This window comes from Pseudomonas umsongensis, from assembly GCF_002236105.1.
In the GTDB taxonomy this organism is placed as follows: Bacteria; Pseudomonadota; Gammaproteobacteria; order Pseudomonadales; family Pseudomonadaceae; genus Aquipseudomonas; species Aquipseudomonas umsongensis.
In genome coordinates this window covers 2,232,346-2,245,851 of record NZ_NIWU01000001.1, presented here as the reverse complement: position 1 = coordinate 2,245,851, position 13,506 = coordinate 2,232,346, and the positions used below count along the sequence as shown (strand labels likewise).

Annotated in this window: 16 protein-coding genes; 9 read left to right on the top strand and 7 right to left on the bottom strand. The window is 59.0% G+C overall.

What is annotated here, in order from left to right:
* Positions 1-980: 980 nt before the first annotated feature.
* Positions 981-1,952: a L,D-transpeptidase family protein gene (locus PSUM_RS10210; protein WP_020800381.1), complete on the top strand. Its 972-nt coding sequence runs from the start codon at positions 981-983 to the stop codon at positions 1,950-1,952.
* 124 nt (positions 1,953-2,076) lie between these two features.
* Here PSUM_RS10210 and oprI read toward each other — a convergent pair whose 3' ends face one another.
* Complete coding sequence (gene oprI / locus PSUM_RS10205) at positions 2,077-2,328, bottom strand: outer membrane lipoprotei OprI (protein ID WP_003183784.1); 252 nt, start codon at positions 2,326-2,328, stop codon at positions 2,077-2,079.
* A gap of 639 nt (positions 2,329-2,967) precedes the next feature.
* Between oprI and PSUM_RS10200 the strand changes: the two genes are divergently transcribed.
* Positions 2,968-3,255, top strand: a complete 288-nt coding sequence (locus PSUM_RS10200) for a GNAT family N-acetyltransferase (protein ID WP_020800382.1) — start codon at positions 2,968-2,970, stop codon at positions 3,253-3,255.
* Positions 3,256-3,327: 72 nt separating this feature from the next.
* Here PSUM_RS10200 and PSUM_RS10195 read toward each other — a convergent pair whose 3' ends face one another.
* On the bottom strand, positions 3,328-4,404 hold the full coding sequence (locus tag PSUM_RS10195; protein ID WP_020800383.1) for a 3-deoxy-7-phosphoheptulonate synthase: 1,077 nt from the start codon (positions 4,402-4,404) through the stop codon (positions 3,328-3,330).
* Positions 4,405-4,531: 127 nt separating this feature from the next.
* Complete coding sequence (locus PSUM_RS10190) at positions 4,532-4,975, bottom strand: PilZ domain-containing protein (protein ID WP_020800384.1); 444 nt, start codon at positions 4,973-4,975, stop codon at positions 4,532-4,534.
* Between PSUM_RS10190 and PSUM_RS10185 the strand changes: the two genes are divergently transcribed.
* The 5 genes from PSUM_RS10185 to cysB all read left to right on the top strand — a co-directional run bounded on the left by PSUM_RS10185 (position 4,974) and on the right by cysB (position 8,929).
* Complete coding sequence (locus tag PSUM_RS10185; protein ID WP_083349446.1) at positions 4,974-5,360, top strand: thioredoxin family protein; 387 nt, start codon at positions 4,974-4,976, stop codon at positions 5,358-5,360. The two genes, PSUM_RS10190 and PSUM_RS10185, sit on opposite strands and share 2 nt — an antisense overlap.
* Positions 5,357-6,313, top strand: a complete 957-nt coding sequence (locus tag PSUM_RS10180) for a putative 2-dehydropantoate 2-reductase (RefSeq protein WP_083349445.1) — start codon at positions 5,357-5,359, stop codon at positions 6,311-6,313. The genes PSUM_RS10185 and PSUM_RS10180 overlap by 4 nt, the downstream gene beginning before the upstream one ends.
* 25 nt (positions 6,314-6,338) lie before the next feature.
* Positions 6,339-7,244, top strand: coding sequence for a 5'-nucleotidase (locus PSUM_RS10175; RefSeq protein WP_020800387.1), 906 nt, complete (start codon positions 6,339-6,341; stop codon positions 7,242-7,244).
* Positions 7,245-7,338: 94 nt separating this feature from the next.
* The gene (locus PSUM_RS10170) at positions 7,339-7,842 is read left to right on the top strand and encodes a universal stress protein (protein ID WP_020800388.1); all 504 of its coding nucleotides are present in this window, start codon (positions 7,339-7,341) and stop codon (positions 7,840-7,842) included.
* A gap of 112 nt (positions 7,843-7,954) precedes the next feature.
* Entirely contained in the window at positions 7,955-8,929 is a 975-nt protein-coding gene (gene cysB / locus PSUM_RS10165; protein WP_008057010.1) for an HTH-type transcriptional regulator CysB, read from the top strand.
* A 33-nt stretch (positions 8,930-8,962) separates the two neighbouring features.
* Here the strand turns inward: cysB and PSUM_RS10160 are convergent, their stop codons facing one another.
* Positions 8,963-9,445, bottom strand: coding sequence for a GreA/GreB family elongation factor (locus PSUM_RS10160; protein WP_020800389.1), 483 nt, complete (start codon positions 9,443-9,445; stop codon positions 8,963-8,965).
* A gap of 2 nt (positions 9,446-9,447) precedes the next feature.
* The gene (locus tag PSUM_RS10155) at positions 9,448-9,858 is read right to left on the bottom strand and encodes a hypothetical protein (protein ID WP_020800390.1); all 411 of its coding nucleotides are present in this window, start codon (positions 9,856-9,858) and stop codon (positions 9,448-9,450) included.
* A gap of 124 nt (positions 9,859-9,982) precedes the next feature.
* Between PSUM_RS10155 and earP the strand changes: the two genes are divergently transcribed.
* Together earP and efp are read left to right on the top strand one after the other, a co-directional pair.
* Positions 9,983-11,125 carry an elongation factor P maturation arginine rhamnosyltransferase EarP gene (earP, locus tag PSUM_RS10150; protein ID WP_020800391.1) on the top strand — a complete coding sequence of 381 codons (1,143 nt, stop codon included), beginning with the start codon at positions 9,983-9,985 and terminating at the stop codon, positions 11,123-11,125.
* Positions 11,126-11,173: 48 nt separating this feature from the next.
* Entirely contained in the window at positions 11,174-11,743 is a 570-nt protein-coding gene (efp, locus tag PSUM_RS10145; RefSeq protein WP_008057003.1) for an elongation factor P, read from the top strand.
* A 76-nt stretch (positions 11,744-11,819) separates the two neighbouring features.
* Here the strand turns inward: efp and PSUM_RS10140 are convergent, their stop codons facing one another.
* Both PSUM_RS10140 and PSUM_RS10135 read right to left on the bottom strand, forming a co-directional pair.
* Complete coding sequence (locus PSUM_RS10140) at positions 11,820-12,830, bottom strand: alpha/beta hydrolase (protein WP_020800392.1); 1,011 nt, start codon at positions 12,828-12,830, stop codon at positions 11,820-11,822.
* Positions 12,831-12,866: 36 nt separating this feature from the next.
* Positions 12,867-13,286, bottom strand: a complete 420-nt coding sequence (locus tag PSUM_RS10135) for an organic hydroperoxide resistance protein (RefSeq protein WP_020800393.1) — start codon at positions 13,284-13,286, stop codon at positions 12,867-12,869.
* Positions 13,287-13,506 lie beyond the last annotated feature (220 nt).

Genomic DNA, 13,506 nt, shown 5'->3' with positions numbered 1-13,506 from the left:
GTGAACTCGCTGATCGTTCCCACGCTCTGCGTGGGAATGCCGCCAGGGACGCTCCGCGTTCCGCTGACGACGCATTAATTGAGCCGTGCGCAACGGTGATGCGAAGCGTCACAGGAAGCCCTGTGTGGAATTGGTTGCCTGCATACATATCCATTGCTGCGGTAACCGCCACCTATGGTTTCGCTCTTACAGCGACTCCCTTTTTCAAACGCCGGAGTGCCGGCCCAGCAAAAAGGAAGCAAAAGGCTTTGCCCCACCACTTGGTGCCTCGCTTAGGCTCGGCATGCCCTCTCTCCGGCATTGCTCCGTGGGTCGCCGCGCTGGGCCATCCATGGCCCAGCGCGGCTAAACCGGCGTCCTGCCGGTTTCCTCACTGCGCAATGCCTGCGTTCGGCCATCGTGGTTAATGGGGCGCCTGCGATCAACAGCAAAGCGAGGCGGCCTGACAGCCGACCTGATTTTTGCGGCCGTACCAAATCCCCTGTAGGAGCCAGCCTGCTGGCGATGGACGTCAACGATAACGCGCCCTGTCTGGATGAACGCGTTGCCTGGAAGTCCATCGCGAGCAGGCTCGCTCCTACAATGGGATCGCGAGCAGACCTGTAATAAGGTCGGCTTTAAGGCCGCCTCGCTTTCGCGTTTGATCTTGATCTGGCTTTTGATTTTCTTGCCCCATCGCGGCGACCCACGGAGCAGGACCGGAGCGAGGGCATGCCGAGCATTAGCGAGGCACCGAACGCCAGGGGCAAGAGCCCTTGGTTACTTGGGGCTTTTCCAAGTGACTCGCTGTAAAAGCGAAACCCTAAGTGGCCGTTACCGGAGGAATGGATATGTACTCCGTTAACAAACAATAGGTCGAATGGCAGGCGACACGAAATGCCTTGCATCGCCTACACCCCCCGCAACCTCCCCGAAATAACGGCCAGCGGTGTACAATCGCGTTCTTATACCCTATGTCGATCATGCAAAGGATTTTCCGGATGTTGCCGCGCTTTCCCGCCGTCACCCGCTGCCTGACACTTGCCGCCCTCTGTGTAGCGGGTCCCGTCGCAGCATTGGAGCTACCCCTGCCACCGCCTGGTGAAGACATCGTTGGTCAGGTACAGGTGATCAAGGCCAAGTACGAAGATACCTTCGCCGACCTGGGCACGACCTACGACCTGGGTTATTCGGAAATGGTGGCCGCTAACCCTGGCGTCGATCCATGGTTGCCTGGTGCCGGCACTGAAATCGTGCTTCCAACCCGCTTCATACTGCCACCAGGACCACGTGAAGGTATTGTGATCAACCTGGCCGAGTACCGCCTCTACTACTTCCCGAAAGGCCGGAACGTGGTGTACACCTACCCGCTGGGTATCGGTCGTGAAGGTTGGGGCTCGCCGATTGCCCACACCAGTATCACCGCCAAGACGCCGAACCCGACCTGGACGCCTCCAGCATCGATCAAGGCCGAACATGCCGCCGATGGTGATCCGCTGCCCAACGTGGTGCCGGCCGGCCCTGACAACCCGCTGGGGCCGTTCAAGTTCACCCTGGGGACTCCGGGCTACCTGATCCACGGCTCGAACAAGAAGTTCGGCATCGGCATGCGCACCAGCCATGGCTGCTTCCGCATGTTCAACAATAACGTGCTGGAAATGGCAGGCATGGTCCCGGTTGGAACGTCGGTGCGGATCATCAACGACTCCTACAAGTTCGGCGTGAGTGGCGGCAAGGTCTACCTGGAAGCGCACACGCCGCTGGATGACAAGGGCAACCCGTCGGTGGTCGACAAGCACACTGCGGTGATCAACGCGATGCTCAAGCGTGAAGACATCACCAATAACCTGCGTATGAACTGGGATGTGGTACGCGATGTAGTGGCTGCCGAAGATGGCCTGCCGGTGGAAATCGGCGTGCCGAACACTACCGCGGCCATGGTCACGAGTGCGCCGATCGACCCGCTGCAGTAATGCCTGAAAAAAACCCGCCGACGCAGGCCGCGTCGGCGGGTTTTTTATTGGCTGCAGGAAACAGCAGGCAATAAAAAAGCCGACCCAAAAAATGGGTCGGCTTGATAATAATCCCGAAGGACTATTACTTGCGGCTAGCTTTTTCCAGCATGCGCAGAGCACGCTCGTTAGCTTCGTCAGCAGTCTGTTGTGCTTTTTGAGCAGCAGCCAGAGCTTCATCAGCTTTACGGTAAGCTTCGTCTGCACGAGCTTGGGAGCGAGCTGCTGCGTCTTCAGTAGCGGTCAGACGTGCTTCGGTTTCTTTCGATGCGCTGCTGCAACCGGTAGCCAGAACTGCGGCCAGGGCCAGAGCAGAGAATTTCAGAACGTTGTTCATCGTGTTCCCCTTCAAGGACTTTCTATTAAGTGGCTGTCTCCTCCGAGTGAGGAAATAGCCGGCGTACATACTACCCATTACTTGTCGTAAGTAAACTGACGTGAAGCAAGAAGCAAAAAAAATTGTAGGCGTTGATTCTTTTTCGAGCAACTTTTAACTGCGTTGTATAAAAAATATCCAGCTACAAGGCCCGAGATGAGCGAGCCGCCAAGGAAAAGTTCCCCAGGCTCAAAGCTCTTTTTCCGGTCTTGGCTAAAGTCCTTCTAGATGCAATCGTCTACACTTTTGTTCGGAAATTGCGCGGTGTCTCTCATATCTTTCTCCATGTTCAGGTGACTTTAACGAGGGGCGCTCGTCTTATGTCTCAACATCCGGCAATGTTCAGGCAACCGATCGCTGCAAGACCTTCGGTCGAGCTGTTTCCTGCGTTATCCACAGCAGCACCTGCCAACCAGCATGATGACGAGCGAACCTTGAGCATTTCTGCCAATGGTGCCTACTATTTGTACGTGCTCGGTTGCGCGAGATCGGTGTAGCTCTTCTCGGTGTCGATTCAGGCACGGGGTGGCGTAGTTGTTCCTTCGCCGGAAAAACATCGGTAAGGTAGGGGTCAGAATTCCAGACCCGCGAGGAGTAGTGATGAGCGAGGCGTTGTCCATCCACCATGACCAGGCTGGTCATCAATTCGAGACCAATGTGGACGGTCATCGTGCCTACCTGACCTATATGGATCTGGGGAAACAGACCCTGGATATCTATCGCACATTTGTGCCCAATGCATTGCGCGGTCGCGGCATCGCCGCGGCCCTGACCGAACAGGCGCTGCAGTACGCCGAGGAAATGGGCTATACCGTCATTCCCTCGTGCTCCTACGTCGAGCGCTACATGGAGCGTCACCAGCGCCATGCTGCCAAGCTGAGCCAGTGACCCCCGAGAAAATCGCCGCATAAAAAAACGCCGGGCTCAGCCCGGCGTTTTTTTGTCTGCGGCAAGCGCCAATCAGGTGCGTTGGCGTTTTGGCAGCACTTCCTTGAGCTTGGCATGCATGCTGCGCAAGGTGTTTTCGGTAGCAGTCCAGTCGATGCAGGCATCGGTGATCGACACGCCGTATTGCAGGTCGGCGAGGTCTTTCGGGATGGCCTGGCAACCCCAGTTCAGGTGGCTTTCGACCATCAGGCCGATGATCGACTGATTGCCTTCGAGGATCTGGTTGGCGACGTTTTCCATCACCAGCGGTTGCAGGGCCGGGTCCTTGTTGGAGTTGGCGTGGCTGCAATCGACCATGATGTTGGGCTTGATCTTCGCTTTGTTCAGCGCCTGTTCGCACAGGGCTACGCTGACCGAATCGTAGTTCGGCTTACCGTTGCCGCCGCGCAGTACGACGTGACCGTAGGCATTGCCCTTGGTGGTAACGATCGACACGCCACCTTCCTGGTTGATGCCCAGGAAGCGGTGCGGGCTGGAAACCGATTGCAGGGCGTTGATCGCTACGGTCAGGCCGCCATCGGTACCGTTCTTGAAGCCGACGGCCGAGGACAGGCCGGAAGCCATTTCACGGTGAGTCTGGGATTCGGTGGTACGCGCACCGATGGCCGACCAGCTGATCAAATCCTGCAGGTATTGCGGGGAGATCGGATCGAGTGCCTCGGTAGCGGTTGGCAGGCCCATTTCGGCCAGGTCCAGCAACAGCTGGCGACCAATATGCAGGCCGTCCTGGATCTTGAACGAGTCGTCCAGGTAGGGGTCGTTGATCAAGCCTTTCCAGCCAACGGTGGTGCGTGGCTTCTCGAAATACACACGCATGACCAGATACAAGGTATCGGACACTTCCGCCGCGAGAACCTTCAGGCGCTCGGCGTACTCGTGGGCCGCCTTGATGTCGTGGATCGAGCAAGGCCCGATAACCACGAACAGGCGATGGTCGGTACCATCGAGAATGTTGCGAATGACTTCGCGGCCCTTGGTGACGGTGCGCAGGGCGGCATCGCTCAGGGGGATATCACGCTTGAGCTGGTCAGGAGTGATCAGCGTCTCGTTGGAAGCGACGTTTAGGTCGTTGATCGGTAAATCAGCCATCGTTTACTCGTCAGGTCACGGGTGCCGGCCGCCAGCGAACCCGCGCGGCGGAGCACAGCAAATTAAGCGCGTCGGGGAGCAGAACCTTAGCGCGTTACACCGTGGCTCGACAATGGGCTGGCCCGGTTTAATCCAGTACGGCCTGTGCAAATGCCTGGTGGACCTTGTCGTGGGAGAACTCGTCGGCATGCTGCTGGACCCACTCCAGGGCCAGGGCCTGGATTTCCTGCAGGTCGTTGTGGGCGTCATGCTGGCGGCAGTAGCGCTCGATCTGGCACACCTGCTCACCCATTCTTGCACTGAAAAGTGTCTGTTCGTCGACGAAGGCAATGCCCACCAGATAGCCTCGCTTTCGTCGCAGGCACCAGGCCACATAGCCCAGAAAGCGCAGGTCCGGGTTCAGGGTCGGCATGCGCACCTCCAGCGCGGTGCCATGGCGCCAGGCGCGGTGATAATTGCAAGCCATGCCCCCGAGGCTGATAGTGTGCAGCTGTTGCCTTGAGATGCACTCAGGTTTGAGCAACGTCAACTCGACAGGTATATCGTCAGGATGAGGAAGAAAACGTCCCATGAGCACGGACTCCATGTGTCGGCCATCTGACATTGTTCCACCCAGTATAGTGGTCGAATTGGAACTGACCGATTTCGACGCCGACCAACGGCTGCTGGCAATGAGCGGCGTATCGCTGGTGATTTTCACCAGTGTCGGCTGCGCCTCCTGTCGTTTTGCCCGTGAGCAGCTGCCTGCGCTCGACCTGGACGTCGATCGCCTGTGCTGGATCGATGCCGGTAACAATGGCGGGGTGGTTGAGCGATATCAGGTCTTTCACTTGCCGGCGCTGTTTGTCGTACGCGACGGCGAATTCTTCGGGGCACTAAAATCGCGCCTGACCGGCGCCGAGCTCAACGCCGCTCTGGGGCGGGCGTTGGGTCGAACAGCAGAGGAGTTGCCATGACGGGTGCAGTTGCGAAACCGACAATCGGAATTATCGGGACCGGGGCCATCGGCGGGTTCTACGGGATGATGCTGGCGCAGGCCGGCTACGATGTGCATTTCCTGTTGCGCAGCGAGTTTCGTGCGGTGGCCGAGCGCGGGCTGCAACTGCACAGCGCTGTACATGGAGCGCTGACGCTGAATCCGGTGCAGGCCTACTCGGCGGCCGAAGACATGCCACCTTGCGACTGGTTGCTGGTTGGCGCAAAAACCACCAGTAACCGCGATCTCGCGCCCGCCATCGTGCAAGCCGCCGCACCGAATGCCAGGGTGCTGCTGTTGCAAAATGGCCTGGATGTCGAAGACAGCCTGCGTGAACTGCTGCCCGATGCGCTGCATGTGCTGGGCGGGCTCTGTTATATCTGCGTCCATCGCCAGGGCCCTGGTGTCATCACTCATCAGGCGCTGGGGGCGGTACATGTCGGCTATCACAGCGGGCCGGCGGCCGATGATCCATCGCGTGCCGCGATTGTCGAGGAGGGGGCCGGGTTGTTTCGTGCGGCTGGTATCGACGCCCAGGCCATGGCTAACCTGCACCAGGCGCGCTGGCAGAAACTGGTCTGGAATATTCCGTACAACGGCCTGTCCGTGCTGCTCGGGGCGAGTACCACGCCGCTCATGGCCGACGCCGACAGCCGTGAGCTGATCACCTCGCTGATGGCCGAAGTGATCCAGGGCGCAACTGCCTGCGGTCACGAAGTGCCCGCCGGTTATGCCGAGCAGCTTTTGCAGGTGACGCAGAGAATGCCGGACTACTGGCCGAGCATGTACCACGATTTTTTGCACAAGCGTCCGCTGGAACTGGAGGCCATCTACGCCCGGCCACTGGCCGCGGCGAAGGCCGTCGGCTGTGAATTGCCACGGATCGAGGCGATGTATCGCAGTTTGAGTTTCATCGATCGACGGAATACCTGAGTCGATCAACCGGAGGAGGAAGGGGATGCCAAAGTCCATAGACGACAAGTTGGTGCTGGCGATTTCTTCGCGAGCGTTGTTCGACCTGAGTGAAAGCCACAAGGTCTATCTGTCGAGTGGCGTCGAGGCCTACCGGCAATATCAGATTGAACACGAAGAAGAAATACTCGAGCCCGGTGACGCCTTCCCGCTGGTGCAAAAACTCCTGAACCTCAATGCCCACCTCGGCCGCGCCCGGGTCGAGGTGATTTTGGTCTCGCGCAACAGCGCCGACACCGGCCTACGCGTATTCAACTCGATCCATCACTATGGACTGGCGATTTCCCGTGCGGCGTTTGTCGGAGGGCGCAGTCCGTATCCCTACCTCAAGGCCTTTGGCTGCGATCTGTTTCTTTCAACCCACGCCGAAGACGTACGCAGTGCGCTGGACGCCGGATTCGCCGCGGCGACCATTCTGTCCGGCGGCGCCAGCCGTGCCGCCAGCGATGAACTGCGCATTGCCTTCGACGGTGATGCCGTGCTGTTTTCCGACGAATCCGAACGCGTCTATCAGGCCGGTGGGCTGGAGGCGTTTCAGGCCAGCGAACGTGAAGCGGCCCGCGAGCCTTTGCGCGGTGGGCCGTTCAAGGGCTTCCTCGCTGCCCTCAATCTGTTGCAGCGCGAATTCCCGGATGACGCTTGTCCGATTCGCACGGCACTGGTCACGGCACGCTCGGCGCCGGCCCATGAGCGGGTGATCCGTACGTTGCGGGAGTGGGATATTCGCCTGGATGAATCGCTGTTTCTCGGTGGCCTGACCAAGTCGGCCTTTCTCGAAGCCTTTGCCGCCGATGTGTTTTTCGACGATCAGGCCGGTCACTGCGAGTTGGCGCGCGAAGTGGTTGCTACCGGCCATGTGCCGCATGGCATAAGCAACGAGCAAAAGGTTTAAGCCCGCCGTTCAACGTGTTACGCCAGATGTCGCTCTCGCCAAGGCACTGCTAAGCTGAATCAATCTCCGCCATGTCGGCACGCGAGGAGGTCATATGATTCGTTCGATGCTGTATGCCACTGACCTCGGGCTGTACGCACCCGTGGTGATGCAGCATGCCCTGGAATTGGCCCGAACATTCGATGCCGACCTGTACGTGGTGCACGCCGTCGAGCCCATGGGGCTGTTTGCCGAATCGGTGCTGCAGAGTTATCTCGATGAGCAGGCATTGAACGAATTTCACAGTCAGGGTCTTAACACGGTGATTGCCAGCATCGAGCAGCGGGTGCTCGACAATTTTCGCGAAGAGTTGGGTGACGAGGGGGAGCAGGATCTTTTGCGGATCAAGGCGGTACGGGTGCTGCAGGGTGATCCATCGCAGGTGATTCTCGACCAGGCGCAGAAACTCTCGGTGGATTTGCTCATCGTAGGGAGTCACAGTCACGGTGCGGGTGCTGAAACGCCTTTGGGCCGGACCGCAGCGCGTGTGTTGCAACTGGCCAAGGTACCGGTCTACCTGGTGCCGCTGGTGCAGCGTCGTCGCCAAGGGGATCGCTAGAACACGAATAATGGCATTTTGACAAAAAGTTCTAGATTTATTCTTCAAACCATTAATATAGTTATATACCGTCGCTGATGCCCGTGTCGTCTACCTGCTTTGAGGGATTCATATGAAGCTCCAACAATTGCGCTACATCTGGGAAGTGGCGCACCACGACCTCAACGTTTCCGCTACTGCCCAAAGTCTCTACACCTCTCAGCCGGGCATCAGCAAGCAGATCCGTTTGCTGGAAGACGAATTGGGCGTCGAAGTGTTCGCCCGCAGCGGCAAGCACCTGACGCGCGTTACTCCGGCCGGTGAGCGCATTATCACCACCGCTGGCGAGATCCTGCGCAAGGTCGAAAGCATCAAGCAGATCGCCCAGGAATTCTCCAACGAGAAAAAAGGCACCCTGTCGATCGCCACCACCCACACCCAGGCGCGCTACGCGTTGCCGCCGGTGATCAGCAATTTCATCAAGCAGTATCCGGACGTTGCCCTGCACATGCACCAGGGCTCGCCGATGCAGATCGCCGAGATGGCCGCTGATGGCACCGTGGATTTCGCCATTGCCACCGAAGCCCTCGAGCTGTTTGGCGACCTGGTGATGATGCCTTGCTATCGCTGGAATCGCTGTGTGGTCGTGCCCCAGGGGCATCCGTTGACCAAACTCTCGAAGTTGACTCTCGAAGCCCTGGCCGAATACCCGATCGTGACCTATGTGTTCGGTTTCACCGGCCGTTCCAAGCTCGACGAAGCCTTCAGCCACCGTGGCCTGACGCCCAAGGTGGTGTTTACCGCCGCGGACGCCGACGTGATCAAGACCTACGTGCGCCTGGGCCTGGGTGTGGGCATCGTGGCGAAAATGGCGGTCGATACCAAGCTCGACAACGACCTGGTGGTGCTCGATGCCAGCGAGTTGTTCGAATCCAGCGTGACCAAGATCGGTTTCCGTCGCGGCACCTTCCTGCGCGGTTTCATGTGTGACTTCATCGAGAAGTTCGCCCCGCACCTGACCCGCGAAGTCATGGCCAAGGCCATCCAGTGCCACAACAAACAGGAGCTGGAAGAGCTGTTCGACGGCGTCGAACTGCCGGTTCACTGATAGAGCGGCCCGCCGCGTTGGCGGGGCAGCCGGTCAAACCACCTCGGTGACAGCAAACTGTTGCCGAGCGCCCGCCACCAGGATCTCCACCTCGTCGCCTGCGAGCTTGCCCAGCAGGCTTTTGCCCAGCGGTGAGCGCGGGGTGATGACGGTAATCAGTTGCCCCACCAGGTCAACCTTCAGGCCCGCCGCATCCGGCGCCAGGAACAACCATTGCTCGCGGCCCTTTTCGTCCTCCAGGCCGAGCAGCGCACCTATCTCGATACCCCGTTGCGCGTCATACGCACGCAATGCCAGGTTCTGGCAAAGCGCCAGTGACTGGCGAATCTCCTCGACCCGCCTGGCTTGGCCTGCAGCCAGGTAAGACGCCTCCAGGCCCAGGGTGTCGTACTTGTTTTCAGCGATGTTTTCTTCGTGGGTCGCGGTTTCGTAGGCGGTTTGCGCCGCGCGCTCGGCAATGTCGAGATCGACCCGCAATTTGTCGAGAATCAGTTGGTGGACAGTGTGCTTATTCATGATCAATCGCAGAATTGCAGGACGTTGGCGCGGCTTTTTTCGCTCGGTGCCGTCTGATCCTGTTGTAACCAGAATTGGCAGCGGGGGTTCGACAGGTTGCGGTTGCTGCCGCGCGCCTGGTCGAGTCGTTGCGCCTGCTCGTTCTTGCGCAGGTTTTCTTCATACTGCTCGAACAACGGGCTCTGTGCGGGATTGTCCGGCACCGGGCGTGCCACCACTGGCGGCTTGGCCAGTTGTTCCACCGCGGCAGCGACCGGCGCCAGTTGCTCGCTGAAAAAAAGCCGGGACACCAGCCAGCCGGTCAACGCGATGGCGATGAAACCCAGCCACAGCCCCAGGGCGATGCTGCCGGTCAGTTGCAGGGCACTGAGGTGAATCGCAATGGGTCGGCGCGGAGTAGGGCGGTAGGGCATGGTTGCCTCCTGGCGAGGGGTCGCGGGCGAGTGCCGATTGTCGCACGAAGATTAATCGGCGTCGGCTCTTCTGCGCGGGCTGATTTATGCGGACAATTGGCACCTTTGCCAACGGGAGCCTGGAATGCCTGATATGAAAACCCGCTGGGATATTTTTTGCACCGTGGTCGACAATTTTGGCGACATCGGCGTGACGTGGCGGCTGTCCCGGCAACTGGTGGCCGAGCACGGGGTGGAGGTGCGTTTGTGGGTCGATGATCTGCGTGCCTTCGAGCGCCTGTGTCCGCAGATCGACATTCACGCTGGTCGGCAATGGCACCAGGGTGTCGAGGTATGTCAATGGTCGGCCGACTGGCAACCGGTAGAAGCGGCCGATGTGGTGATCGCCGCGTTTGCCTGCCAGTTGCCAGGCGCCTACATGGACGCCATGGCGCAGCGGGACAAAACGCCGCTGTGGATGAACCTCGATTACCTGAGCGCCGAGGACTGGGTGATCGGCTGCCACGGCTTGCCGTCGGTAAAATACAAACACGTCCAGAAGCACTTTTTCTTCCCCGGGTTCCACAAAGGTACGGGCGGCCTGCTGCGTGAAAGCGGATTGCTCGAGCGGCGCCGGCAATTCCAGCAGAGTCCCGAGGCTCAGCAAACCTTCCTGCAAGGCCTGGGAGTCGACCGCGCGCCCGGTGCGCTACTGATTTCACTGTTTGCCTATGAAAATTCCGGGTTGGCCAGCTGGCTGGACACCTTGGCGAGCGACTCGATGCCCACTCATCTGTTGGTGCCGCAAGGGCGTATCCTGGGTGACGTCGAGCGTTGGCTGAGCGTGCAGGACCTGCAGGCGGGGGCATTGCATGTGCGCGATGCCTTGACCGTGCAGGTGCTGCCGTTCGTCCGACAGGACCAGTATGACCAGCTGCTCTGGTGCTGTGATTTCAACGCCGTACGCGGCGAAGATTCCTTTGTCCGCGCGCAATGGGCGGGACGGCCGATGTTGTGGCACATCTATCAGCAGGAGGAAGATGTTCATCTGGACAAGCTCGAAGCCTTCCTCTCTCTCTACACCAAAGACCTTTCGCCTGCGGCTGGCGAGGCGATCAGTGGTCTCTGGCGGGCCTGGAATGCCGGTGAGACAATGACCGACCACTGGCAATCAACCCGAAAACACTGGCCGCAGCTGCAAAATCACGCCGAGACGTGGTGTCTGGAACAGGCCTTGCACACCGATCTTGCCGCGGCGCTGGTACAGTTTTATGTAAATTGGATATGATACGCGGCCTAGATTTTTGTAAATCCCATCCAAATTCGGATATTCGCAATGAAAACTGGTAAAGAACTCAAACCCGGTACCGTGATCCGTATCGACAACGATCCTTGGCTGGTTCAGAAAGCTGAATTCACCAAGTCGGGCCGTAACAGCGCGATCATGAAGACCAAGCTGAAAAACCTGCTGACCGGCTACAAGACCGAAACCGTCTACAGCGCCGACGACAAGCTGGACGACGTGATCCTGGACCGCAAAGAAGCGACCCTGTCCTTCATCAGCGGTGACAGCTACACGTTCATGGACACCACCGACTACACCATGTACGAACTGAATGCCGAAGACATCGAAAGCGTTCTGCCGTTCATCGAAGAAGGCATGACCGACGTTTGCGAAGCCGTGTTCTTCGAAGGCCGCCTGGTTTCCGTAGAGCTGCCGACCACCATCGTGCGTCAGGTTGACTACACCGAAGGTTCCGCTCGCGGCGACACTTCCGGCAAGGTGATGAAGCCTGCCAAACTGAAGAACGGTACCGAGCTGTCGGTTGCTGACTTCATCGAAATCGGCGACATGATCGAGATCGATACCCGCGAAGGCGGTTCCTACAAAGGCCGTGCTAAATAAGCACTGCTTCAGGAATGAAAAAGCCCGACCATCGAGTCGGGCTTTTTTGTGCCTGTCGGAAACACAGGGGGGGGTGTTACTTCAGGTGTTGCTTGAGCTCTTGCGACGCCTGCAACATCGCCGAACGCACTGCCGGCACCTGGCTGACCACGTTGAGCAAACCATAGTCGTGGATCATGCCGTTGTAGCGTACCGAGGTCACCGCCACGCCGGCCTCGTCGAGTTTGCGGGCGTAGGCCTCGCCTTCATCGCGCAGTACGTCGGCTCCGGCGGTTTGCACCAACGCAGGTGGCAGGCCCTTGAGTTGCGCCGGGGTCGCCCGAAGCGGCGAAGCGTAGATCTCGTTACGCTGCTTGGGGTCGGTGGTGTAGTTGTCCCAGAACCACTTCATCATGTTGCGAGTCAGGAAGTGCCCTTCGGCATACTGGTTATAGGAACCGGTGTCGAAGTTGGCATCGGTCACCGGCCACAACAGGACCTGGAATTTGATTGCCGGTGTACCTTTGTCTTTTGCCATCAGCGCGACCACTGCCGCCATGTTGCCGCCAACACTGTTGCCGGCCACCGCCAGGCGTTTGCCATCGACGTTGATCTCCTTGCCGTGCTCGGCCACCCATTGGGTCGCGGCGTAAGCCTGGTTGATCGCCACCGGGTAGTGCGCTTCCGGTGACGGCGTGTAGTTGACGAAAACCGCTGCCGCCCCCGAGCCCGCTACCAGATCCCGAACCAGACGCTCGTGCGTCGGGAAGTCCCCCAGAACCCAGCCGCCGCCGTGGAAGAACATGAACACCGGCAGCTCACCCTTGACCCCGGCCGGCCGGACGATGGTCAGGTCCAGCGGTTGGCCATCGACCTGGATGGTCTTCTGGCTGACATCGGCTTTTGGCAACGTCAGCTTCACCCCGGATTGCGCGCCCACCAGCACGGCGCGAGCATCTTTGGGCGTCAGCTGTTCCATCGGTTTGCCAGTGCCGGCATTCAGCACATCGAGAAACGCCTGGGTGTTGTGTTCAACGTCGCCGGCGAATGCACTGTGGACAGACAGGGCGAGAAGGGTACCGGTCAAGACTTTGCTGAAAGTGTTCATGTTCATTTCCTGTTCGGGCCTGAGTGGAAAGCGACGTTAGACAGTTACGTGCAGACGCACTTCGACGTTGCCGCGGGTGGCGTTGGAGTACGGGCAGACCTGGTGGGCAGCCTCGACCAATGTTTGTGCGTCGGCTTGTTCAAGGCCCGGCAAGCTGATGTGCAAGTCGATATCCAGGCCGAAACCGCCAGGGATCTGGCCGATGCCGACGTGGGCCGTGATCGACGCGTCATCCGGAATTTTGCGTTTGGTCTGGCTGGCGACGAATTTCAGCGCGCCAATGAAGCAGGCGGAGTAACCGGCGGCGAACAGTTGCTCAGGATTGGTCGCCGCCCCGCCAGCACCACCGAGTTCTTTCGGGGTGGCGAGCTTGACGTCGAGAACGTTGTCGTTGGAGATCGCACGACCGTCGCGGCCACCGGTGGATGTTGCGATGGCGGTGTAGAGAGTTTGCATGGTGAAAGCCTCGTTCGGGTTTTGTTGTTTGCGCTAAATGTTTGCGCGCTAAGTAAGTGCGAGATGAATATATCGCGCTAATGTTTAGTGCGCAAGATATTTTCATGAAAAAATTCGGATCAGTTGAATTTTCACCGCAAACGCAAAACGACTGTGGGAGCGAGCCTGCTCGCGAAAGAGGGTGTGCCAGGCAACATCAATATCGCCTGACATGCCCTCT